13 protein-coding genes and 1 pseudogene are annotated in these 21,069 nt (G+C 72.3%); 8 read left to right on the forward strand and 6 right to left on the reverse strand.

Annotated elements, in window-relative coordinates:
• Nucleotides 1-222 precede the first annotated feature (222 nt).
• Nucleotides 223-2,211 carry a TOMM precursor leader peptide-binding protein gene (locus NMN56_RS03470; RefSeq protein WP_274042237.1) on the reverse strand — a complete coding sequence of 663 codons (1,989 nt, stop codon included), beginning with the start codon at nucleotides 2,209-2,211 and terminating at the stop codon, nucleotides 223-225.
• On the reverse strand, nucleotides 2,208-4,370 hold the full coding sequence (locus NMN56_RS03475; protein ID WP_274042238.1) for a hypothetical protein: 2,163 nt from the start codon (nucleotides 4,368-4,370) through the stop codon (nucleotides 2,208-2,210). Before NMN56_RS03475 ends, NMN56_RS03470 begins: the two co-directional genes overlap by 4 nt.
• Before the next feature lie 168 nt (nucleotides 4,371-4,538).
• On the opposite strand from NMN56_RS03475, the gene NMN56_RS03480 reads away from it, so the two are divergent.
• Together NMN56_RS03480 and NMN56_RS03485 are read left to right on the forward strand one after the other, a co-directional pair.
• Nucleotides 4,539-5,270 (forward strand): DUF5819 family protein, encoded by a 732-nt coding sequence (locus NMN56_RS03480; RefSeq protein WP_274042239.1) that lies wholly within the window; start codon nucleotides 4,539-4,541, stop codon nucleotides 5,268-5,270.
• Between the two features lie 1,108 nt (nucleotides 5,271-6,378).
• Complete coding sequence (locus NMN56_RS03485; RefSeq protein ID WP_274042240.1) at nucleotides 6,379-6,819, forward strand: YchJ family protein; 441 nt, start codon at nucleotides 6,379-6,381, stop codon at nucleotides 6,817-6,819.
• Here NMN56_RS03485 and NMN56_RS03490 read toward each other — a convergent pair.
• Nucleotides 6,801-7,823: a 2-hydroxyacid dehydrogenase gene (locus NMN56_RS03490; protein WP_274042241.1), complete on the reverse strand. Its 1,023-nt coding sequence runs from the start codon at nucleotides 7,821-7,823 to the stop codon at nucleotides 6,801-6,803. The two genes, NMN56_RS03485 and NMN56_RS03490, sit on opposite strands and share 19 nt — an antisense overlap.
• 897 nt (nucleotides 7,824-8,720) lie before the next feature.
• Here NMN56_RS03490 and aroA point away from each other — a divergent pair.
• From aroA to fabF, 5 genes are all read left to right on the forward strand, one after another.
• Nucleotides 8,721-11,732, forward strand: coding sequence for a 3-phosphoshikimate 1-carboxyvinyltransferase (gene aroA / locus NMN56_RS03495; protein WP_274042242.1), 3,012 nt, complete (start codon nucleotides 8,721-8,723; stop codon nucleotides 11,730-11,732).
• Nucleotides 11,729-12,973, forward strand: coding sequence for an acyl-CoA dehydrogenase family protein (locus tag NMN56_RS03500; protein WP_274042243.1), 1,245 nt, complete (start codon nucleotides 11,729-11,731; stop codon nucleotides 12,971-12,973). Before aroA ends, NMN56_RS03500 begins: the two co-directional genes overlap by 4 nt.
• Nucleotides 12,970-13,803, forward strand: a complete 834-nt coding sequence (chcA, locus tag NMN56_RS03505; RefSeq protein WP_274042244.1) for a 1-cyclohexenylcarbonyl-CoA reductase — start codon at nucleotides 12,970-12,972, stop codon at nucleotides 13,801-13,803. The genes NMN56_RS03500 and chcA overlap by 4 nt, the downstream gene beginning before the upstream one ends.
• Nucleotides 13,804-13,924: 121 nt before the next feature.
• Nucleotides 13,925-15,889 (forward strand): oxidoreductase, encoded by a 1,965-nt coding sequence (locus NMN56_RS03510; protein ID WP_274042245.1) that lies wholly within the window; start codon nucleotides 13,925-13,927, stop codon nucleotides 15,887-15,889.
• A gap of 66 nt (nucleotides 15,890-15,955) precedes the next feature.
• A complete protein-coding gene (gene fabF / locus NMN56_RS03515; RefSeq protein WP_274042247.1) occupies nucleotides 15,956-17,200 on the forward strand; it encodes a beta-ketoacyl-ACP synthase II in 1,245 nt (414 codons plus the stop codon).
• 43 nt (nucleotides 17,201-17,243) lie between these two features.
• Here the strand turns inward: fabF and NMN56_RS03520 are convergent, their stop codons facing one another.
• From NMN56_RS03520 to NMN56_RS03530, 3 genes are all read right to left on the reverse strand, one after another.
• Nucleotides 17,244-18,431, reverse strand: coding sequence for a saccharopine dehydrogenase family protein (locus NMN56_RS03520; protein ID WP_274042299.1), 1,188 nt, complete (start codon nucleotides 18,429-18,431; stop codon nucleotides 17,244-17,246).
• A 157-nt stretch (nucleotides 18,432-18,588) separates the two neighbouring features.
• Nucleotides 18,589-19,449, reverse strand: a complete 861-nt coding sequence (locus tag NMN56_RS03525; protein ID WP_274042248.1) for an Fpg/Nei family DNA glycosylase — start codon at nucleotides 19,447-19,449, stop codon at nucleotides 18,589-18,591.
• A 24-nt stretch (nucleotides 19,450-19,473) separates the two neighbouring features.
• The gene (locus NMN56_RS03530; RefSeq protein ID WP_274042249.1) at nucleotides 19,474-19,899 is read right to left on the reverse strand and encodes an OsmC family protein; all 426 of its coding nucleotides are present in this window, start codon (nucleotides 19,897-19,899) and stop codon (nucleotides 19,474-19,476) included.
• Between the two features lie 475 nt (nucleotides 19,900-20,374).
• On the opposite strand from NMN56_RS03530, the pseudogene NMN56_RS43195 reads away from it, so the two are divergent.
• Nucleotides 20,375-21,013 (forward strand): annotated as a pseudogene (locus tag NMN56_RS43195) (ATP-binding protein); the annotation flags it as partial.
• Nucleotides 21,014-21,069: the final 56 nt, after the last annotated feature.

The following is a 21,069-nucleotide window of genomic DNA, read 5'->3' on the forward strand; positions in this document are numbered from 1 at the left end:
GGACCGGCTTCTGACGCGTCAGCCCACGTACGACCGCCGTCCGGCCCCCCGCCCGCACTGCCCAGTCCCCGCACCACCCCACTCCCACCCCCATCCCGTACCGACCGGGCCCCGGGACAGTCCTCGTCCCGGGGCCGGACCTCTTTCCGGGCGCTTCGGACACGAGCCGGGGACAGCGCGGTTCGTAGCCGGAGCCGGAGCCGGAGCCGTGTCGGGGACAGGTCAGGGGAAGGGATGCGGATGCGGGTTGATCTCGTTCTCCGCCAGCGCGTCCGCGCGGAACCCCAGCGTGCGGGGCAGTGTCCGCACCCGGGGCAGGCACTCCAGGCGCCGCTCCGCGTGCCCGAAGGTCATCGGAAGCGTTCCGGGCACCAGCACCTTCACGCAGCGCAACCCGCCGGCGCGGTGCTCGGGCCTTGTCTGGTCCACGACGACGACCTCCATGCCGTCCGCCGCGTACCTGGCCACCAACTCGGCCACATGCGCTGCCAGATCGGAGCTTTCGGGCCACGGCCGCGCCGTGTCCAGGGCCCCCGGTGCCACCCGCTCACCCTCCGTACGCAGGAACGCCAGCCGCTCACGCGCCGAAGGATGCGCGTACAGCAGTTCGTGATCGCTCATCGTGCGCACCCGGAACGGGTCACGCAGCATCGCGGCTGCCCGCTCCAGGTCGTGGGCCGGCGGGGCCAGCAACGTACACACCAACTCGTCGAGGGCGGCCACGAGCGCGTCCTCGGTCCGCAGCCGCGCGGCAGCGCCGCACACCACGGCGGGTGGGCCCACCGCCTCGTGGCCCGCGACCGACATCACCCACACCGCGGGAACGCCCTGTTCCAACGTCGCGTCGAACGCCATCAGTTCGCACCCCGCGCGCTCCCTGGCCCATGCAGCGAGCATCGGCACCCGGCGGTCCGCGGCGGCCTCCAGGTCGATACGGGTCAGCGGCAGTCGCGCGTACCACGCCGCCAGGAACGCGTCACGTTCCGCGACCTCCAGCAGCCCGTGCAGCACCGCCTCGGTCAGACTCGCGCCCACGGCACAGCCGCTGGACGACTCCTGCACGAACCGCGGGCGCCGTGGGTGCGGATCGGCGTAGTGCACCAGTGCGGCGGGCACCAGAACAGCCCTGTTCCTGGTCAGGGACCGCCCCCACGCCCAGTCCGTCTCCAGCGAGGCCGACCAGCGGACGTACGGGAAGTCGGGGAGCCCGTACGACGCGTCGGAGTGCAGCCCGAAGGACGGTGGATGCACCGCGTTGCCGGCCACCTCGCGGTAGGTGGCCGACGGGCCGCGCAGCGCCCGCGCGTCCGGCACCGGCACGCCGCCCAGTCGCTCCAGCGCCTCCAGTACGGCCGCCGACCTGGCGGAACGGAAGTCCTCGCCGTGCCCGTACCCGTGGTACGAAACGGCGTTCTCGTACGCCGGATCGCGCACGGCGACCGCCACCGGACGCCCGCCCTCCGCACGCTCGCGCACCTCGTGCACAAGGCCGGCGCAGGGGTCGACGAACGAGTCGGCGACGGCGGCGGTCTCGGCGCCCGACAGCATGCGCAGCCGGCCTGGTTCGCCGACCGGGGCGGGGCGCGGCACCGGATTCGGCTCGGCGCCAGGCAGCAGCGGCCCGCAGTGCGGACACTCCGGGTCGGGCAGCACCGGATGCCGGGTGATCTCGCCCCGCCCCGTACCGACCCGGACCAGCGTGCCCCGCGTACGGGGCACGGAGCGCGTGCTCAACTCGTCGGCCAGCAGCGCAGCGACCATCTCCAGCACCGTCCCCGACGGCGGGGCAGGTCGATACGGCCCGTCGTGCGCGGGAGCCCGTACGAGATGGCGGTGGCGCCGCAGCCACGCGCAGCGCGGACACCCCGGCGTGCCCGGCACGCCAAGGGGCCCGATCAGCAGCGCGCCCGGCTCCCATACCAGTGGGAGCCAGGCGGCGTCCGCGGCGGTGGCACCCGACTCGGCCTCCGCGTAGGACTCGGGCGTCCCGCCCGGCTGTGACACGTCCTCCCGCACGCACGCGAGCCAACGGCGTGCGCGCGGAGCGGGTACGGGCGTATCGGCGAGCCGCCCCAGCAGCCAGTGCCCCAGTTCCGCGTCGCCGCACAGACGTACGGCCTCGCCGCGTACGCGGATCGTCGCCGCCGCTCCGAACGCGCCGCGGGCGTCCGCCACTTCGCTGTCATGGTCCACTCCGATCGCCTCGGTCAACTGTGCTCCCTGACCAGCACGACACGCACCACACAAGGCCCCTCACCCCGCAGCGGCACGACAACCGGGCGGGCCCCGTCCGCCGCCAGTGCCGAGACCAGTGCCACCGCCGCCGGATCGGGCGGCGGACCGATCCGGGGTCCGGCCTGCGCCTCGGCCTCCGCCTCGCCCCGCGCTTCGACCCCTGCTTCGACCCGGGCATCGATCGGCGCATGCTCTCGCGCGGGACCTGAGCCCGGTTTCTCCGAAACCTCGTGGGTGAAGTCCGGTCCCTCACGCAGCCGTTCAGGTACCTCGCCAGCCAGGTGGGGTGCGTACGGCGCGTCACCGTCACGTTCGGCCTGCCAGGCCGCCAGCGCCGCCTCCAGCGCCTCGTCCACGTCACCGCACCGCAGTGCCACGGTGACCCCGTCCAGCGTCACCGCGTGCGCGGCTACGCCGCCCAGTACCGCCGACGCGTCGAACACCCGCACCTCGCGCCCCGTCGCCTCCAGCAACGCCCGCCCGCCGCCATGCACTTGGGGAAGCGGGGCCTCCCACACCCGCAGCCGCCGCGCGAGCACCTGCTCGGCCACGGCCCTGAGCCCGTCCGCCACGGCCCCCACCGCGTCGGCCCCCGCCGCCTTCGCTGTCTCATGCATGAAGACGGGTGGGCTTCCCGCCGGGCTCTCTGGCCGGCTTCCCGCCGGTTTCTCTGTGCGGGGCACGCGCACGGGCGCCGAAGCGGCGAGGTCCCAGCCCCATGCAGGGTCGGCGGGGTCGGGGTCGGGTGTGTCGGCGGCGAGTGCGCGCAGGAGCGCGGCGCGGCGGGCGGCCTCACGGGTCGCCCCGTGCGCTCCCACTACGTGCCCACTCCGCAGAACGGCACCGCATGTCCACAGCGGGAACTGGGACCAGCTCCCGGACGACACCTCCCGCGGCGACCCCGTACGGGGGTCGGCCAACGCGTCGGCGCGCTCCCACAGTTGGCCCTCGCCGGCAGGCCCGCCGCCGGGGCCCGGACCGCATCCGGAACCCGGCCCGTCCCCGGAAGCGGAACCACGTGCGTCCCACCACGCGGCGACCGAAGCGCGGGAGGCGCAGGGTGCGGGGGAGGGGGCGAGAACCGCGTGCTCCGTGGTCGTCAGTGCGTGCAGGTCCACCCGTACGGCGATGCCGTCGTCCTCCACTCCTGTCAGGTACCGCTCGCAGGCGAGCACGGCGTGCCCGGCGACAACCGTCGCTGCGGCCCCCGTCACCTCGGGAACGGCGCCTGTGACTGCCGGTTCGTCCCCGTACCCCGCCGAGAGGCGCGCGTGCCCAGTCCCAGTCACGGGTCCGTACCCGTCAGCGTGCCTGTCACCGCCCACGGGCCCCAGCCACGCCTCCCCGCCCCCGAGGCGTACGGGGTACAACAGCCCGCCCCGTACGGCAGGTTGGGCCGCGTCACCGCCCCCGCCGCCGTTCACCCACACCACGAGGTCACCCTCGCCCGCCTCCTGCGCCCCCGTCGCCGTGACCCGCACCTGTTGCGAGGAGTCCCGCAGCGCCGCCTCGGCGACCTCGCGCACCGCCGCGATGTCGCCCCCGCCCGACACGGCGACCTCCACGGTCCGCAAGCCCGCCCGCACCCCGAGCCGTACGACCTCACGCAGCACGGCCAGGGCCGCGGTGGAACCTGAACCAGGACCGGAAGCAGAGGCCGAACCGGGAGCAGAAGCGGAACCGGAAACAGACGGGGAAACGGAATCCGCATCGGCAACGGAATCCGGATCGGAAACGGAACCGCATACGAAGACGCGTGCCTCCCGCAGGCGCTGGAAGCGGTGTTGGGGCGAGTCGGTGACGTACGCGAGATGCGCGAGCTGCTCGGCGTGGACGCGGCGTTCGTCGGCCGTGAGGCCGTGTGCGCGTTCGGGAACCGCGTGGCACACGTATCCGCCGCGTGCGAGCGTACGGACCAGCCGCTCGACCGTTTCCCGCTGCCCGCACGGCAGTTCACGTACCAGCTCGGCGAGGGTGTGCTCGCCGGTGAGGAAGGGTGCGAGCCGCGTCAGCCACGGGTGGAGGCGGGAGCCGCGCAGGAGCGTGCCGCCGTGCGGTGCGTGCACGTACGTGCCGTCGGCGCGTTCCGTGAAGTGGACGTGCTCCCGCAGGCGTGGCCGCATCTGTGGCCGCATATGACGTGTCCCCTCGTGCCCTGGTACGGCCCCGGGCTGTCGGGCCGTCCCGCCGTGACTGGCCACGAGGGGGGCCGCCCATGCGCGTGCCAGGGGCGATTCGCCGCAATGAGTGATCTTGCGGGGGTCCCGGTGTCACACCCCCCGGGCCCGACCATGAATGCGGCCATGTGGCGAACGACCGGCAGGGATGCCGAGAAAAGGGGCCAGGAAGCGCCCGACACCAAGCGGTTACTCCTCGTATGGGTGCCGCTCGTCGCTGTCGTCACGGTCATGTGTTCGGTGTGTCTGCTCTTCAACGCGCCGCCCTCACCGTTGCGTTCGGCGCTGGTGAAGAGGGCGGACGCGGTCTTCGGCTCCTGGTACAGCCAGAGCTGGAATCTCTTCGGCCCCCAGGTGCCCGAGGGCACCTGGGAGGTCGAGCTGCGCGCCCGCTTCGCACACCGGCAGGGCGAACCCGACACGCGGGAGTGGGACCTGACCGAGGAGACCCACCCCTCGGGCGGCGCACGCCTGCTCCACCAGAGCAAGGAGGGCCATATGCTCAACTGCTTCGTCGAATACGCGCTCGGCGCCCGTCCGGGCACGGATCCCGACGAGGACACATCGCTCCGGATGCTCCGCACCAAGTGCAGGGACGACTTCGTCTCCCCGGGTGCCAGGACACCCTCGGCACCGATGTGGGACCGCTACTTCTCCGCGCACGCGCGCGAACTGGCCCGGGACCGGGCCGGGGACACGCGGCGCATCGAGGCCGTACGGGTCCGCCTGCGCATCCGGGAGGTGCCTCCCTTCGAGGAGCGGCATACGGGGCAGCCACCCGCGGCCGAACCACCGGCAGCCGTACACGACATGCACGACACCGGCTGGCACGCGTACGTCCCGGTGGCAGCGCGGTGACCGCAGCGAACGGGGCGAAGGGCGTACGCGCGCCGAAAGGCGCACGCGCGGTGGAAGGCGTACGCGCGGTGGAGTGCGCACGGGCGGCGGGGGGAGTGCGGGCGCTGTCGTTCCGGTTCGCCGCGCGGCGTCATCGCCTCGTCGGACTGGCGGCGCTGCGCCTCGTACTGGGCCTCGCTGCCCTGGAGTTCTACGTCACCGAGTACGGGCGCCGCCATCTGCTGTGGGGGCCCGAGGGGTATGTACCCCTCGACACCTTCCGCGGGACGGTGCCGCTGTGGAGCACCTCGGTGTACGCGTGGGGCGGGTCGCCCGCGTACTTCGAGACCGTGCACCATCTGGGCATCCTGGTCGCCGCCGCGTTCTGCGTGTGCGGCGGCCGGGCGCTCACCCTGCTGCACGGGGTGTTCCTGTGGTCGGTCCAGCTGCGGGGCGGACAGGTACTGGACCACGGGCACGTGCTGGCCCGCTTGCTGCTGCTGTTCCTGCTCTTCGCCACCTGCGACGCGTATCTGAGCCCCTGGGCCTCCGCGCGCCGGGCCCGCCTCAGAGCACGCGCCTGCCGCGGGAGCTGGAACGTCTTCAGGAACGCGGTGCACAACTGCGCCGTGTTCCTCATGGTGTTCCAGGTCTGCGCCGTCTACTTCTTCGCCGGTCTGTGGAAGCTGCTCGGGCCCCGCTGGCGCGACGGAACGGCGTTCTACTACGTGGTGCGCTCACTGGAGGCACCGCCCGTCGCGCTCATGACGGGACTGGCCTCGGTGGTGTGGATCACCGTCCTCGTCACCTATGCGACGGTCGGTCTGCAGGTGGCCTTCCCCGTGCTCGCCGCGAGCGGCCACCGCGGCGTACGGCAGGCGACGGCGCTGGGCGCCACGGCCATGCACCTGGGCATCGTGCCACTGGCCGGCCTGCTGCACTCCAGCCTCGTCATGATCGCCGCTGACTGTCTGCTGCTGCGCGACTCCGACTACCGCGCGGCGGCCGATGCGGCAGCCGGTGTGACGGCGGGTGCGGCAGCGGGTGCGGCGGCCCGCGCCCCGCGCCGCTTCCGTACGGAGGGCAGGTGGGCCGTCAGGGGGCGGCGGCGGTCCTGCACCATGGACCCATGTCCCGACGTAAGACCACCCGCCGCGCCGGCGGGAACCCGGCACCCCGCCGTGCCACCGACCCGCAGGCACCCTGCCCCTGCGGACTCACCGCCGGCTACGGAGAGTGCTGCGGACGGTTCCACGCAGGAGAGGCCGCTGCCCCCACGGCCGAGCGGCTGATGCGCTCGCGCTATGCCGCCTTCGCCGTGCGCGACACGGCCTACCTCCTGGGTACGTGGCACCCGGACACCAGGCCCCGCGAACTGGACCTCGCGGAAGGGCCGCGCTGGACGGGCCTCGACATCCTCGCCACGACGGGCGGCAGCGCGTTCCACACCGAGGGCACGGTCACCTTCCGTGCCCACTTCACCGCGCCCGGAGGCACCCCGGACTCCCAGTACGAACACAGCCGCTTCACCCGCCACGACGGTGCCTGGGTCTACGTCGAGGCGGTCTGAGAGAGCTGGTTGACCGGCGTGGGCGGCTCCTCGCCCGCGAGAACGGCAGCCGCGTTCTGCACCGCCAGGAGCCCCATACGGTCCCGGGTCCTGTGGCCCGCGCTGCCGATGTGCGGGGTGAGGAGGAGGTTGGGGGCTTCCAGGAGCGCCGGGTCGAGTGCGGGCTCGCCCTCGAAGACGTCGAGCGCGGCGGCGCCGATCGTGCCGGAGCGCAGCGCGGCGACGAGCGCCTTCTCGTCGACGATGCCGCCGCGTGCCGTGTTGACCAGCACCGCGTGAGGCCGCATGCGGGCGAGCGCCGCCTCGTCGATGAGGCCGCGCGTCTCGTCGGTGAGCGGGCAGTGCAGGCTCACCACATCGGCGCGCTCCAGCAGCGCGTCCAGCGCGACGAAGGCCGTGCCGTCCTCGTCCACGCTGCCCTCGGGGTGTGAACGGGTGGGTGCCGCGAGGACGTTCATGTCGAAGGCACGTGCGCGCCGCGCCACGGCCCGCCCGATCCGGCCGTAGCCGACGACGCCCAGCGTGGTGCCGCCCGCACTCAGATCGAGCCCGAGCAGCATGCGCGGCCCCCACACCCACGGGGTGCGCTCGCGCAGGAAACGGTCGCCCTCCGGTACGCGCCGCGCTGCGGAGAGCATCAGCGCCATGGTGAGGTCCGCCGTTGCCCCGTCCAGCACGCCCGGGGTGTTGCTGACGCGTACGCCACGCGCCGTGGCAGCGGCCATGTCGACGTTGTCGTACCCGACGGCCGTGTTGGCCACGATCCGTAGCCGCGGGCCCGCAGCGTCGAGGAACTCCTCGTCGATCCGCTCGGTCAGCGTGCACACCACCGCCTCGGCACCCGCCGCGTCCCGGAGCAGTTCCGCACGACCGGGCGGTTCCTCGCCTCCCTCGACGACGGGCCGCCCCAGCGCCCTGACCTCGCGCATGGCGGCATCGGTGAGCGTGCGGGGTACATAGATGTGCGCGGCGGCCGGGCGGCCCCCGGCGGAGGGATTCGTCACGGTGCTCCTACAGCCTCGGAGATCGCGGACACACGCGCGTCGTATGCCACGCCGTCGAGCATACGAACGCCCCCAGCGGCAACGCCGCCCTCCCCACGCGTCTGACCGGCGGGACGCCGGATGCGGGGCCCCGGATGCGGGCGGCGGTACCGGGCGCTGCGCACCGGGCACGCCGGCGCCGGTACCGGGTGTCGCGCAACGGGCACGCCAGGGCCGGTTGCCCCGGGGCGGGCGCCGCGCGAGCCGCAGTGGCATGACGGTTCGTCAGGCCAGCATATGACCCCCTGTTCACTTAGGTGCCGCCTACACCTGATATACCTGACGTCATGACTGAGCACGACCGAACCGTGCGCGACCGGGAACTTCCCGTCGGCGCCAGCATCGGGCTCGTCATCCGGGACGCCCGTTACGGGACTCCTGCCACGACCACGCGCCGCGACAGCAGCCTTTGCGGGTCCCCTCGGATGAGGGCCCTTCTCCGCACCCCCACGCGGGGCGCCACCGCGCCTCACGTCAGGCCCGCCAGGCCCTCCACCGGATAGACCGGCGAGCGCGCGCCCGGCTCCCCCGCGGTTCCCCCCTCCCGGCGCCCTGCCCTGCCCTGCCCCGTTCTCTCCGCCCGCCGCTGTGCACCACGCGCCGGGGCGGCGACGCGCGCGCGCTCCCCTCGCGCTACTCCGTGAGGAGGAGTCGCGCGGGACGGGTCGGGGGGTGGTCGGCACGGCTCCGCGCGTAGTGCCGGGCCGGTCGTCAGGATCGGCACCGGCACGGGCCAGCCCCGCACATCCCGGAGCGCCGCGCTCTCGAACACCCACGTCACATCACGTCACACCACGTCCTTCATCCGCCCAAGGCACGCCGGACGTGCCGTAACTCCGGGTATGGGAAGCACAACTGATGCACCTTCTTGTCAAAGGAACACGCCAGCCACTGAGCGGCGAGGTCCTCGTCCCCAACTCCAAATATCACGCGCACCGCGCGCTCATCCTCGCCTCGCTCGCCGAGGGCACCAGCGTCGTGCGCGGGCTGTCCGACGCCCGCCATGTCCAGTACACGGTCGGGCTCCTGCGCGGGCTCGGCACCCGGATCGAGGTGGACGGGGACGCGTTCGTCGTCCACGGAGGCCCCTACAGGCCCCGCCGTTCGGCCGTCTCGGCCGGCAGCTCCGGCACGACGCTCTACTTCATGATCGGCCTCGCGTCGCTGGCCGAGCGGCCCGTGTCCGTGACGGGCCAGAAGTACTTCAAGCGGCGGCCCGTCGGCCCCCTTCTCGACGCGCTGCGCGGCATGGGTGTCGAGCTGGACTCGGCTGACGACTGCCCGCCCATCCATGTGCGCAACAAGCGCCCCACGGGCGGCCATGTCCGTATCGCCGGCACGCTCTCGCAGTGGATCTCGGGGCTCATCCTGCTCGCACCGTTCGCGACGGGGCCCACGGTCATCGAGGTCGAGGGTGAGCTGAACGAACAGCCCTACCTGGAGCTGACCGTCGCCATGATGCGCCAGTTCGGGCTGGCTGTGACCGTCTCGGGGGACTGGCGGCGCTTCGAGATCGAGGGCGGACAGCGGGCGGCCCCCGCCGATCTGACCATGCCGCCCGACATCGGCTCGGCGGCCTTCGGCATCGCGGCAGCCGCGCTGCACCCCTCGGACGTGCTGCTGCGCGGCATGAACAAGCTGCACGGCAGTCCCGCCGACCACCCCGAGGCACACTTCCTGGACATCGCGCAGTCCATGGGCATTCCCATGGAACTGGACGAGGCCGGGCGCGGCGTGCGCATCCGGCACGACGGCGTGGACCTCAAGGGCGTCGAGGTGGACTGCCGCGAGGTGCCCGACATGCTGCCGATCCTCTCCACGCTCGGCACCTTCGCGCAGGGCGAGACCGTCTTCCGGCACGTCGCGCACACCCGGCTCAAGGAGTCCGACCGTGCCGCCGCGATGCTCCAGCTCAACTCGATGGGAGCCGAACTGGAGCTGGACGGCGAGACATTGCGGGTGAACGGCGGCGACAAGCGACTGGTCGGCGCACGCCTGTCCTCCTTCAACGACCACCGTGTGCTGATGTCCCTGGCAGTGGCGGCCTCCCGCGCCTCCGGCTGCTCCACCCTCACCTACCCGAACGCCTACCGGATCTCGTATCCGACGTTCCTGGAGTCCATGAACACCCTCGGTATTCCCATGTCAGTCGAAGGCGGCAGACGCTCGGCGCACAAGCCCGGGGCGCAGCCCGATGTGTCACGCCCCGACGAGGCCGCCAAGCACACGCTGCCCGAACTCGTCGCCCGCCGCGCCGAGTCCGACCCGGAGGGCACAGCGCTCGTCGACGTACGCGCCTCCGGCAGTACCACTCTCACCTGGTCCGCGCTGCACGAGCGCAGCGAGCACATCGCCTCGCTGCTGCTGCGGCTCGGCGTCCAGCCCGGCGAGGCCGTCGCCTTCCAACTGCCCAACCGGGCCGAGTTCACCGCCATCGCGCTCGCCTGCCTGCGCGTACGGGCGCTGTGCTGCCCGATCATGCCGATCTTCCGCGAGCGCGAGGCGGCCTTCACGCTGCGCCGCTCCGGGGCCCGGGTGCTGCTGCTGCCCGACGAGTTCCGGGGCAGGCGGCATGCGGCCGAGATCGCCGCGCTCGTCGCCGAGGGCACGACCGACACCGGAAAGCTGGAGCACGTCGTCGTCCTGCCCCGCGAGTCGGGGCCAGCCGAGATGCCGCCCACTGCCGGCGCCGCCGACCGACTCCACTGGCACGACTGGGAGTCGGCCCTGGCAGGGACCCCCGTCGACAGGGAAGGGCTCGCCGCACGGGTGCCCGGTCCGCAGGACCTCACCCAACTCCTGTTCACCTCCGGCACGACGGGTGAGCCCAAGGGCGTACTCCAGCGGTCCGAGGCCCTCACCCGTGCCGTCTCCATGGAGATCCGCCACCTCGGCCTCACCGGCGCCGACACCATCTGGATCCCCTCCCCGCTCGCGCACCAGACCGGCTTCCTCTATGGGATGTGGCTCGCGCTCGTCCTCGGGGTCCCGCAGATCGTGCAGGCCGAGTGGCACACCGAGTTGGCGCTCCAGTCCCTGCGCGAACACCGCGCCACCTTCGTCCAGGCCGCAACGCCCTTCCTGATGGACCTCGTTCGCGCCGTCGAGGACGGCGAACGCGCGCCGCAGGACCTGCGGATCTTCGTCGCCACCGGAGCCACCGTGCCGCGCGGCCTCGCCGAGCGCGCGGGGCGCGTCCTGGGCACGACCGTCCTCGGCGCCTTCGGCAGCACCGAGACCTGCCTGGCCGCGCTCGCGGCGCCCGGCGACGAACCCGCGCAGCGCTGGGGCACCGACGGGCGCGCGCTGGCGGGCGTACGCCTGCGGGTGACCGACGACAGCGGCACCGAACTGCCGCCGGGCACCGAGGGCAACTACGAGATCCGCACGCCCACCCTCTTCGACGGCTATCTGGAGCGCCCCGACCTGACCGCCGAGGCGATGACCCCCGACGGCTGGTACCGCACGGGTGACCTCGCCACCATCGACGCCTCCGGTTTCCTGCGCATCACCGGGCGGGTCAAGGACGTCATCAACAGGGGCGGCGAGAAGATCCCCGTCGCCGAGGTCGAGCAGCTGCTGCACGAGCACCCCGCTGTCGCCGATGTGGCGGTCGTCGCCATGCCCGACGAGCGGCTCGGTGAACGGGCCTGCGCGTTCGTCGTTCTTGAGGACGGGCAAGAACTGGGTTTCGAGGAAACGCAGAAGTACCTCGACTCCCACCAGGTGGCCAAGCAGTACTGGCCGGAACGCCTGGAGATCCTCGCGGGAGGTCTGCCCCGCAACGAGGTCGGAAAGATCCAGAAGTTCGTGCTGCGGGAGAAGGCGCGCGGTCTGCGCCCGCAGCGCGCGGAAGGGACGAGCAAGTGAGCGAGCAGGGAGTGGGCCCCGTGCAGTACGAGCGGCTGCGGGAGAAGGTCACCGCGTGGGTGACGGGGCCGGGGGAGGAGTGGGCCGAGCGCATCGAGTCCACCGGGCAGGTGCCCGAGGAGCTGTGGTCCGAGCTGCGCGAGCACGGCTTCCTGCGGATGGCGGCGCCGCGCGAATACGGCGGCCACGGGCTCTCCTTCACGCAGTGGATGGGCCTGATGGAGATCTTCTCCCGCTCCCACGGCTCCACCCGCATGATCGTGCATGTGGTCAACGGCATCTGGCGGGCCATGGACCCCTTCGCCACCGAGGAGCAGCGCAAGAAGTTCGTGCTCCCTGCCATCGAGGGCGACATCAAGATCGCGTTCACGCTGACCGAACCAGGCAACGGTACCGGCGCCGACATCACCACCTCCGTCGCCCGCGAGGGCGACACGTACTACCTGACGGGCGACAAGCATCTGATCACCTTCGGGGTGCGTTGCGACTACTACCTTCTCGCTGCCCGGGTCGAGGGCACGAGCGGTCACGAGGGCACCGTCTCGCTCCTGGTGCCCCGGCACGCCGAGGGCGTACATGTAGATGACACTTCCCAGACCATGGGTGTGACAGGGACCGACCACGCCACCCTCCGTTTCGAGCGCACCCCCGTGCCCGTCGCCAACCGGCTCGGCAAGGAGGGCCAGGGACTTGAGGTGGCCCTCGGCGGCTTCCTCACGCCGTCCCGTATCTCCGTCGGCATGAGCTGCGTCGGACTGGCCCAGCGCGCGCAGGAGTTGGCGCTCGACTACGCCGAGGGGCGCTTCACCTTCGGCAAGAAGCTCAGCAAGCGGCAGGCCGTGCAGTTCATGCTCGCCGAAAACGCCGCCGACATCGAGGCGGCCAAGCAGCTCGTGATGCACGCGGCACGCGCCTTCGAGGAGGGCGACGAGAACGCCTCGATGCTCTCGTCCATGGCGAAGATGACCGCCGTGTCCATGCTGACCCGCGTCACCGACAACGCACTGCAGGTGCACGGCGGCCTCGGTTACTGGAAGACCAGTCCCATCGAACGCGTCTACCGCGACGCGCGTGCCCAGCGCTTCGAAGAGGGCACCAACGAGATCCAGAAGACGGTCGTGTTCCGCGAACTGCTGCGCCTGCGCGCGGAAGGCACCGCGAGTGCCGAAGCTCCCGCGCGTACCGCAGTCACCGCGCGTACGGCAGTCACCGCGCGTACCGAAGGAGAAGAGACCAAGTGACGGACGACAAGCGGCAGAACGCCAAGACGGCGCTCATCACCGGTTCCTCGCGCGGCATCGGCAGGCAGCTCGCACTCACCCTCGCCCGGCGTGACGGCGCCACCGTCGTCGTCAACTACAAGAAGAACGCCGACCTCGCCGAGAAGACGGTCGCCGACATCGAGGCCGTCGGCGGCAGCGGCTTCGCCGTACAGGCCGACGTGGAGACCCCCGAGGGCATCACCGCGCTCTTCGACGAGGTCGCGCGGCGCTGCGGACGCCTCGACTGGTTCGTCTCCAACGCCGCTGCCAGCGCGTTCAAGAACATCGTCGACCTCAAGCCGCACCACCTAGACCGCTCCTACGCCATGAACCTGCGCCCCTTCGTGCTCGGCGCGCAAGAAGCACTCAAGCTCATGGACAACGGCGGCCGTATCGTCACCCTCTCCTCCTACGGCTCCATCCGCGCCTACCCGACGTACGCGACGCTCGGCGCGATGAAGGCCGCCATCGAGGCGTGGGTGCGCTACATGGCGCTGGAGTTCGCGCCCTACGGGGTCAACGTCAACGCCGTCAACGGCGGTCTGATCGAGTCCGACTCGCTGGACTTCTTCTACGACGTGCCGGGCATGCCGGACATGCAGACCGTGCTCGACCGTATCCCCAAGGGGCGTCCAGGGACCGTCCAGGAGGTCGCCGACGTGCTCGCCTTCCTCCTCGCGCCGGAGTCGGAGTACCTCACAGGGCAGACCCTCGTCGTGGACGGCGGACTCAGCGCCGTAGCCCCGCCGTTCTTCGCCGACGCGGGCCCCGAGCTGCAGCTCCCACCCCGCCCGACACGGTCCGTATGACGGCTCGTCCGACGGCACGGCCGGTACGGACGAGCCGGCCGGCGGCAGGGCGGGCACGGACCGCCCTGCCGCCGGCACAGCCCGTGCTGACCGTGCAGTGGACCGAGTGAGGAGCTACTGCGTGTTCGATGGATTCGATTCCCTACTGCGCCCCGGCGCGATCGGCTCGCTCCGGGTCGCGAACCGCGTCGTCATGGGCGCGATGCACCTCAATCTGGAGACCCTGGACGACGGCGGGGCAGCACTCGCCGCCTTCTACGCCGCACGCGCGCGCGGCGGCGCGGGGCTCATCGTCACCGGAGGCAGTGCGGTCAGCCCCGAAGGGGCAGGCGGTCCCGGCTACAGCATGGTCAACGACCCGGCGCACCACCCCGCGCTGCGCCGGGCCGCAGGGGCCGTACACGAGGAGGGCGGGCGCATCGCGCTCCAGCTCTTCCACGCCGGGCGCTACGCGCTGCTCGCGGGGACGGGGCACACTCCCGTCGGCCCCTCGCCCGTGTACAGCCGCTTCTCGCGGGCCACGCCCCGCGAGATGACCGAGGCCGACATCCACCGCACGGCGGCCGACTTCGCACGGGGCGCCGCCACGGCGCGCGCACTGGGCTACGACGCCGTGGAGATCATGGGCTCCGAGGGGTACCTGCTCAACCAGTTCCTCTCCCCGGTGACCAACGAGCGCACCGACGCCTGGGGCGGCGATCCGGAGCGCCGCCGCCGCTTCCCCCTGGAGGTGCTGCGTGCCGTACGGGAGGCCGCCGGCGACGACTTCCCCGTGCTGTTCCGCGTCTCCGGCGCCGACCTCGTGCCCGGCAGCAGCACGCAGGAGGAGACCGACGCGTTCGCCGTGGCCCTCGCTGAAGAGGGCGTGGCCGCGCTCGACGTCGGCGTCGGCTGGCACGAGTCCCGCGTGCCCACCGTGCAGGCCACCGTGCCACCGGGCAGCTGGGCGCCCTACGCCGAGGCCGTCAAGAAGGCGCTCTGCGCCGCGGGCCACCCGGACGTACCCGTGATCACCTCCAACCGCGTCAACAGGCTGGAGCAGGCCGAGAATCTGCTGCGCGGCGGCGGCATCGACTACGTGTCCATGGCCCGTCCCTTCCTCGCCGACCCCGACCTGGTCGCCAAGTCGAGCGCGGGGCGGCCCGAACTCGTCAACGTCTGCCTGGCCTGCAACGAAGCCTGCATCGACCGCTCCTTCGGCGAGGAGCGCGTCTCCTGCCTGGTCAACCCGCGCGCGGGACACGAGCTGGACTTCCCCGAACGGCGCGCGCGCCACGGCCGCTCCTACGCCGTGATCGGGGGCGGCCCCGCCGGCCTGGAGGCCGCGCGTGCGCTGGCCTCCCTCGGACATGAGGTCGAACTGTTCGAGGCGGCGGGCGAGCTGGGCGGCCAGTTCCGGCTGGCGCGGCAAGTGCCGGGAAAGGAGGACTTCGGCGCGACCGTGCGCTACTACGCGGCAGAACTGGCGCGGCTCGGCGTACGCGTCCACCTCGGACGGCGGCTCGGCCTCGGCGACGTACCGCTGCTGCGCGGCTTCGACGGAGCCGTCCTCGCCACCGGCGTCCAGCCCCGGCTGCCCGACATCCCCGGCTGGACCCGGCTGCGCACCCTCACCTACCAGGAGGCGTTCTCGGCCCCTGAGGAACTGGGCGAGCGGGTCGTGCTCCTCGGCGGCGGAGGCATCGCCGTCGACCTCGCCCACCTGCTCACCGGCGCCTCCAGGCCGCACCACATCACCCTCGTACGCCGGGGCGCCCGCATCGGCGTCGGCATGGGCCCCAGCACCCGGTGGGTGATCCTCTCCCAACTCCGGTCCCACGGTGTCGAGATGATCACCGGCGTGCACTACCGCGAGATCACCGCCGAAGGCGTGGTCGTCGCCGAGGCGGAGGGCGCTGAGCGCCTGATCCCCGCCGACGCGGTCGTCTTCGCCACCGGCCAGGAACGGGAGCGCACGCTGATGCCCGCACTCGACCGCGCGGGCATCCCCTACGAGGTGGTGGGCGGCGCGCAGAACGCCGAGGGGCTCAACGCCGTACGCGCCACGGCCCAGGCCCTGCGCGCCGCCCACCAGCTGAGCGCCTGAGCCGGTCCCGCACGGCTCAGGCGTGTCCCCGGGCAGCAACAGCACACCGCAACCGAAAGCGAAACCGTGTCCCAACAGCACAGCAACGCCGTCGTCGTCACAGGAATCGGCGCCCTCACCCCCGTCGGCAACGACAGGGAGGACACCTGGGCAGCCCTCCTCGGCGGCCACAGCGGCGTAGCAGAGATCACCCGCTTCGACCCCACGGGGATGCCCACGCGCATCGCCGCCGAGGTCAAGCACTTCGTCCCGGAGGACCACTTCGACCGCAAGCGGCTGCGCAGATCGGAACGCTTCTCGCAGTACGCGGTGGTCGCGGCCCGCGAGGCGGTGCGCGACGCGGGCATCGAGACCGGCTCCGACCCCGAGGCCAGGCTCGGCGTGCAGATCAACAACGCCGTAGCGGGGTTCCCCGGCATCGAGGCCGCGACCGATCAGATGCACAGCGACCCGCGCAAGGTCAGCCCGTACTTCGTCTCGTCCGTCATCCCGAACATGCCCGCGTGCGAGGTCGCCATCGACCTGGGCGCACACGGCCCCGTCAACGCCTCGGCCCTCGCCTGCGCCAGCGGCATCCACGCGCTGCTGGAGGCCCGCCGTACGATCCTGGCGGGCGAGGCCGACGTGGTGATCGCCGGCGGTACGGACTCGGCGATCACACCGGTGATGTTCACGGGGCTCAGCAACATGGGCGCGCTGTCCACCCGCAACGACGAACCGGAGCGCGCCAGCCGCCCGTTCGACACCGACCGTGACGGGTTCGTCTTCGGCGAGGGCGCCGTCGTGATGGTCGTCGAGTCGGCCGCGCACGCGGCTGCGCGCGGAGCGCGCCCGTACATGGAGATCAGTGGCGGCGCGCTCACCTCCGACGCCTTCCATGTGAGCGCCCCCTATCCGGAGGGCACCCACGCGGAGACCGCGATGCGCAGGGCGCTGGCCACAGCGCACCTGGCACCGGGCGACATCGATTACATCTGCGCGCACGGCACCGCGACCCGTATCAACGACAAGCTGGAGACGCGCGCCGTGCGCAGCGTCTTCGGCGAGGACGCCGACCGGCTCCTCGTCAGCTCCCCGAAGTCCATGGTCGGTCACATGATCGGTGCCGCGGGTGCGCTGTCGGCCATGGTCACGGCGCTCGCCATGCGCGACGGCGCCGTGCCCCCGACCGTCAACCTGGACACCCCCGACCCCGAGTGCGACCTCGACTACGTGCCGCACACGGCGCGCAAGACGGATGTGCACACGGCGATGGTGAACGCCTTCGGGTTCGGCGGCCAGAACGTGGTGGCGGTGCTGCGCAAGCTGTGAGCCCGGCGGCCGTGCGCCCGCAGGCCGCCGCCGAGGCGCCGCCTCAGCCCTCCGAGTCCTCCGAGTCCTCCGAGTCCTCCGAGTCCTCCAGGACACGGAAGCGCACCCCCGCGTTCCGGAGGCGGCCCGTCAACGCCTCACCCATCGCCACGGCGGGGGTGACCTGGCCCGAGGTCGCGGCAAGTGCGTCGAAGGCGAGGCTGAGCGCGGACTCGGCGAGCATCTTCGCCGTCTCGCCGTACCCCGGGTCGCCGCCCGACACCTCGGTGACCACACGGCGCCCGCCGCCCCTGCCGACGAACCGCACCGAGAACCAGCTCCGTGCACGCCGCGCCTCGTCCGGGCCCTCGCGCGGTGCGAGCCGCGCGGACAGGAGGCGGCGTGCCGTGGGCAGTTGCGCCGCGATGAACAGCGCGCCCATGCCCGCGATCCTGCTCAGCGCGACCGGCAGGCGGTGTACGGCCGCGAAGTGGCTGTAGCTGAAGCGCGGCCCGTAGCGCTCCAGAGCGGCGGCCGAACGGCCCACTACTTGCGCGTCGATGGTGGGCAGCGGTACGCCCCACAGATCCAGCTCGTCGTTGTGGTGCACACGGTCGAGCGGAGTGCGTACGGAGCGGTCTGCGGGGCGGGGATCGGCCGCACGACGGGCCTTGGCCGCGTGCCGCATACGGTCGGCGCGGGAGAAGGCGAGCAGCGTGCTGGCCAGCGTGCCGCCCGAGGGCATCGCATCGGTACGCACATAGCCCGCCACCCGCAGCGGCACGCCCTCCGGCAGCTGTTCGACCGTGAACCGTGCACCCAGGTCGTGCGGTACCGACTCGTAGCCGCACGCGTGCACGAGGCGCGCGCCTGTCTCCTTGGCGCGTGAGTGGTGGCGCAGGTACATCAGGTCGACGAACTCGGGCTCACCCGCGAGGTCCACGTAGTCCGTCCCGGCATCGGCACACGCGGCGACCAGCCGGGTCCCGTAGCGGATGTAGGGGCCGACCGTGGTGGCCAGCACGCGGGTGCGCGGCGCGAGCCGGGCGACGGAGGCCATGTCGCCCGCGTCGGCCGTGACCAGCGGTACGTCGCCCGCGCCGGGATGCGCGGCGGCCAGCCGTGCACGCAGGTCCTCCAGCTTGGGCAGACTGCGCCCCGCCAGCGCCCACCGGCAGCCGCGCGGCGCGTGCGCGGCAAGATAGAGCGCCGTCAGCTCGCCCACGAACCCGGTCGCTCCGAACAGCACCACGTCGAAATCGCGGGCCCTGCCCTTGCCCGCCCCGTGTGCCGCCTCGCTCTGCGCGTGCCCTTGTGCCGCCTCGTCCTGTCCCAGCTCGTGTGCGGCCCCGTCCCGTCCCGGGTCGTGTGTCACGGAAACCCCTCGGCTCGACGACTGGCGCGAGCCCTCATTTCAGCAGACGGGACAACCGGCGGTCGGCGAGGGGCTTGCCGCCCGTCTGGCAGGTGGGGCAGTACTCCAGGGACGAGTCGCGGAAGGAGACCGACCTGATCGTGTCCCCGCACACCGGGCAGGTCTCTCCGGCGCGGCCGTGCACCCGCAGCCCGAGCCGCTTGCCGGCCTTCAACTCGGCGGCCGACAGCCCGCGTGCTCTCCCGACGGCGGAGCCGAGCGTGTCGGTCAGTGCCTCGTACAGCCCGGTGACCTCGTCCTCCGTCAGTTCGTCCGCGATCTTGAAGGGGGACGTCTTCGCGGCGTGCAGGATCTCGTCCGAATAGGCGTTCCCGATACCGGAGATGACGGACTGGTCCCGCAACAGGCCCTTGATCCGGTGGCGTTGCCCCTTCAGGAGCGCAGCGAACGCGGCGCGGTCGAAGGCGGGGGAGAGCGGGTCGGGCCCGAGCCTGGCGATGCCGGGGACCTCGGAGGGGTCCCGTACGACGGAGACGGCCAGGCGCTTCTGGGTGCCCGCCTCGGTGAGATCGAACCCTCCCGCACCCTCAAGACCGACCCGGAAGGCGAGCGGGCCCTTGCCGGGGCGGGGCGGCGTGGTGGGCAGTGTCTCCTGCCACCGCAGCCAGCCCGCCCTGGCGAGGTGGACGACCAGAGACAGGTCGTCCAGCCGCATGGCGAGGAACTTGCCGTGCCTGGCCACCTCGGTGAAGGCGCGCCCTTCCAGCGCACTGGGCGGCGGATCGTAGGTCTTGAGGACGTTCACAGCCACAGGCCACACATGAGCGACCGTGCGGCCCGTCAACCGTTCCTCAAGAAAGCCGCGCAGGGCCTCGACCTCGGGCAGTTCCGGCATCGTTCGGCAGTCCCTCCGGCGCGGTCAGGCGAGCTTCGCCTCGTGAGTGATCGTCGTGCCCTTCAGTGCCTGGCTGACCGGGCAGTTCTTGGCAGCCTCCTCGGCGGCCGAGGCGAAGCCGGCCTCGTCGATGCCCGGCACCTCGCCCCGCACGGTCAGGTGGATGCCGGTGATCCCGGTGCCCGGCTGGAGGGTCACGTCCGCCTGCGTGGTCAGCTTGGTGGGCGGAGTGCCCGCGCTGTTGAGCCCGTTGGACAGCGCCATCGAGAAGCAGCTGGAGTGCGCCGCCGCGATCAGCTCCTCCGGGCTGGTCTTGCCACCCGGCTGCTCGGCGCGCGCCGGCCAGGAGACCGGCTGGTCAGCGATGCCAGAGGAGTCGAAGGTGACGACGCCCGACCCCTCCATCAGGTTGCCGTTCCAGACGGTGTGAGCGGTGCGTGTGGTCGCCATGGTGTGAACCTCTCCGTAACGTCGGCTGTGTCCACCGCGTACGTCCGAACCGGAAGTACGCGGGTGTATATGCATGTCACCTGCTGTGCACGCATGTCACCTGTGAGGAACGTGGGTTCGTCCGCCCGTGTTCCTCACCGCCCGTGTTCCTCCCGGCCGTGTTCCTCACCGGCAGGTCTCCCCGGCCGGGACGAGCGCGTCCGGTGCGGGGGGTGCCCCGTCCGGTGTGGCGCTGTGTCCCGTGCGGGACGGGTTCCCCGCCGGCCGCCTGTGCTCGGCGCGGTCGCGGGTTTCCCGTACGGTCACGGTCGGCCCGCGGGGAAGCGGATGCGTCCCCAGGGAGCAGGTGGCCCACGCGGCGCAGGTGGCCCGCGTGGGGAAAGTGTCGCAGTACCCGATCCTGCGCCTCTGTCGCGGCCGTCGCGAATCCTGGCGCGGGTCCCTCTGTCAGAGGACGCCTTTACCCTCTCTTGGTATGGGACCTGAGCTGATCGGGCGGCAGCACCCCGCCGCCGTGCTGCGCGACGAGGCGATCCGTGCCGCGGCGAGCCACGGCGGCCTCGTGCTGGTCACGGGGGAGGCGGGGATCGGCAAGACCTCGCTGGTGATGCGCGCCGCCGAAGAGGCGAGGGGGCGGGGCGCGCTGGTGATCGGCGGCTCCTGCTGGGACTCGCACAGCGCGCCCGGGTACTGGCCGTGGACGCAGATCCTGCGCGCCCTGCGCCGCGCCGCCACCCCTGAGGAGTGGGCTGCCGCCGAGCGGGAGTGCGGTGGCTGCCTGCCCGCGCTGCTCGGCGAGCACGCGGGAGCCGGCCCCGGCGGACGCGGCACCCTCGGCGGCGGAACGTACGGCGGCGGAACGTACGACGACGGCGGAGTGGCAAGTGATGGCGGGGCGGCGGACCCGGCCGGCACAGCGGACCCGGGGGACACGGCGGGCATGGCGGCCGACGGTGAGGCCGACAGCTTTCGGCTGCATGACGCGGTGACCGGCGCACTCGTCGCCGTCTCGCAGAGCCGCCCGCTCGTCGTGGTCGTCGACGACCTGCACTGGGCCGACAGCGCCTCGCTGCGCCTGCTCGAATTCGCGGCCCAACACACGTGGTTCGAGCGGCTCCTGCTCGTCGGCACCTACCGCGACGTCGAGGTGGAGACGCCGGACCACCCGCT

The sequence above is a fragment of the Streptomyces iconiensis genome, assembly GCF_028657195.3.
In the GTDB taxonomy this organism is placed as follows: Bacteria; Actinomycetota; Actinomycetes; order Streptomycetales; family Streptomycetaceae; genus Streptomyces; species Streptomyces iconiensis.

What these genes read in the sequence shown, in the direction of transcription:
- NMN56_RS03530 (WP_274042249.1), bottom strand. Translation starts at nt 19,899, where the DNA reads ATGGCGACCACACGCACCGCTCACACCGTCTGGAACGGCAACCTGATG.
- NMN56_RS03480 (WP_274042239.1), top strand. Translation starts at nt 4,539, where the DNA reads ATGTGGCGAACGACCGGCAGGGATGCCGAGAAAAGGGGCCAGGAAGCG.
- NMN56_RS03485 (WP_274042240.1), top strand. Translation starts at nt 6,379, where the DNA reads ATGTCCCGACGTAAGACCACCCGCCGCGCCGGCGGGAACCCGGCACCC.
- NMN56_RS03475 (WP_274042238.1), bottom strand. Translation starts at nt 4,370, where the DNA reads ATGCGGCCACAGATGCGGCCACGCCTGCGGGAGCACGTCCACTTCACG.
- NMN56_RS03525 (WP_274042248.1), bottom strand. Translation starts at nt 19,449, where the DNA reads ATGCCGGAACTGCCCGAGGTCGAGGCCCTGCGCGGCTTTCTTGAGGAA.
- aroA (WP_274042242.1), top strand. Translation starts at nt 8,721, where the DNA reads ATGCACCTTCTTGTCAAAGGAACACGCCAGCCACTGAGCGGCGAGGTC.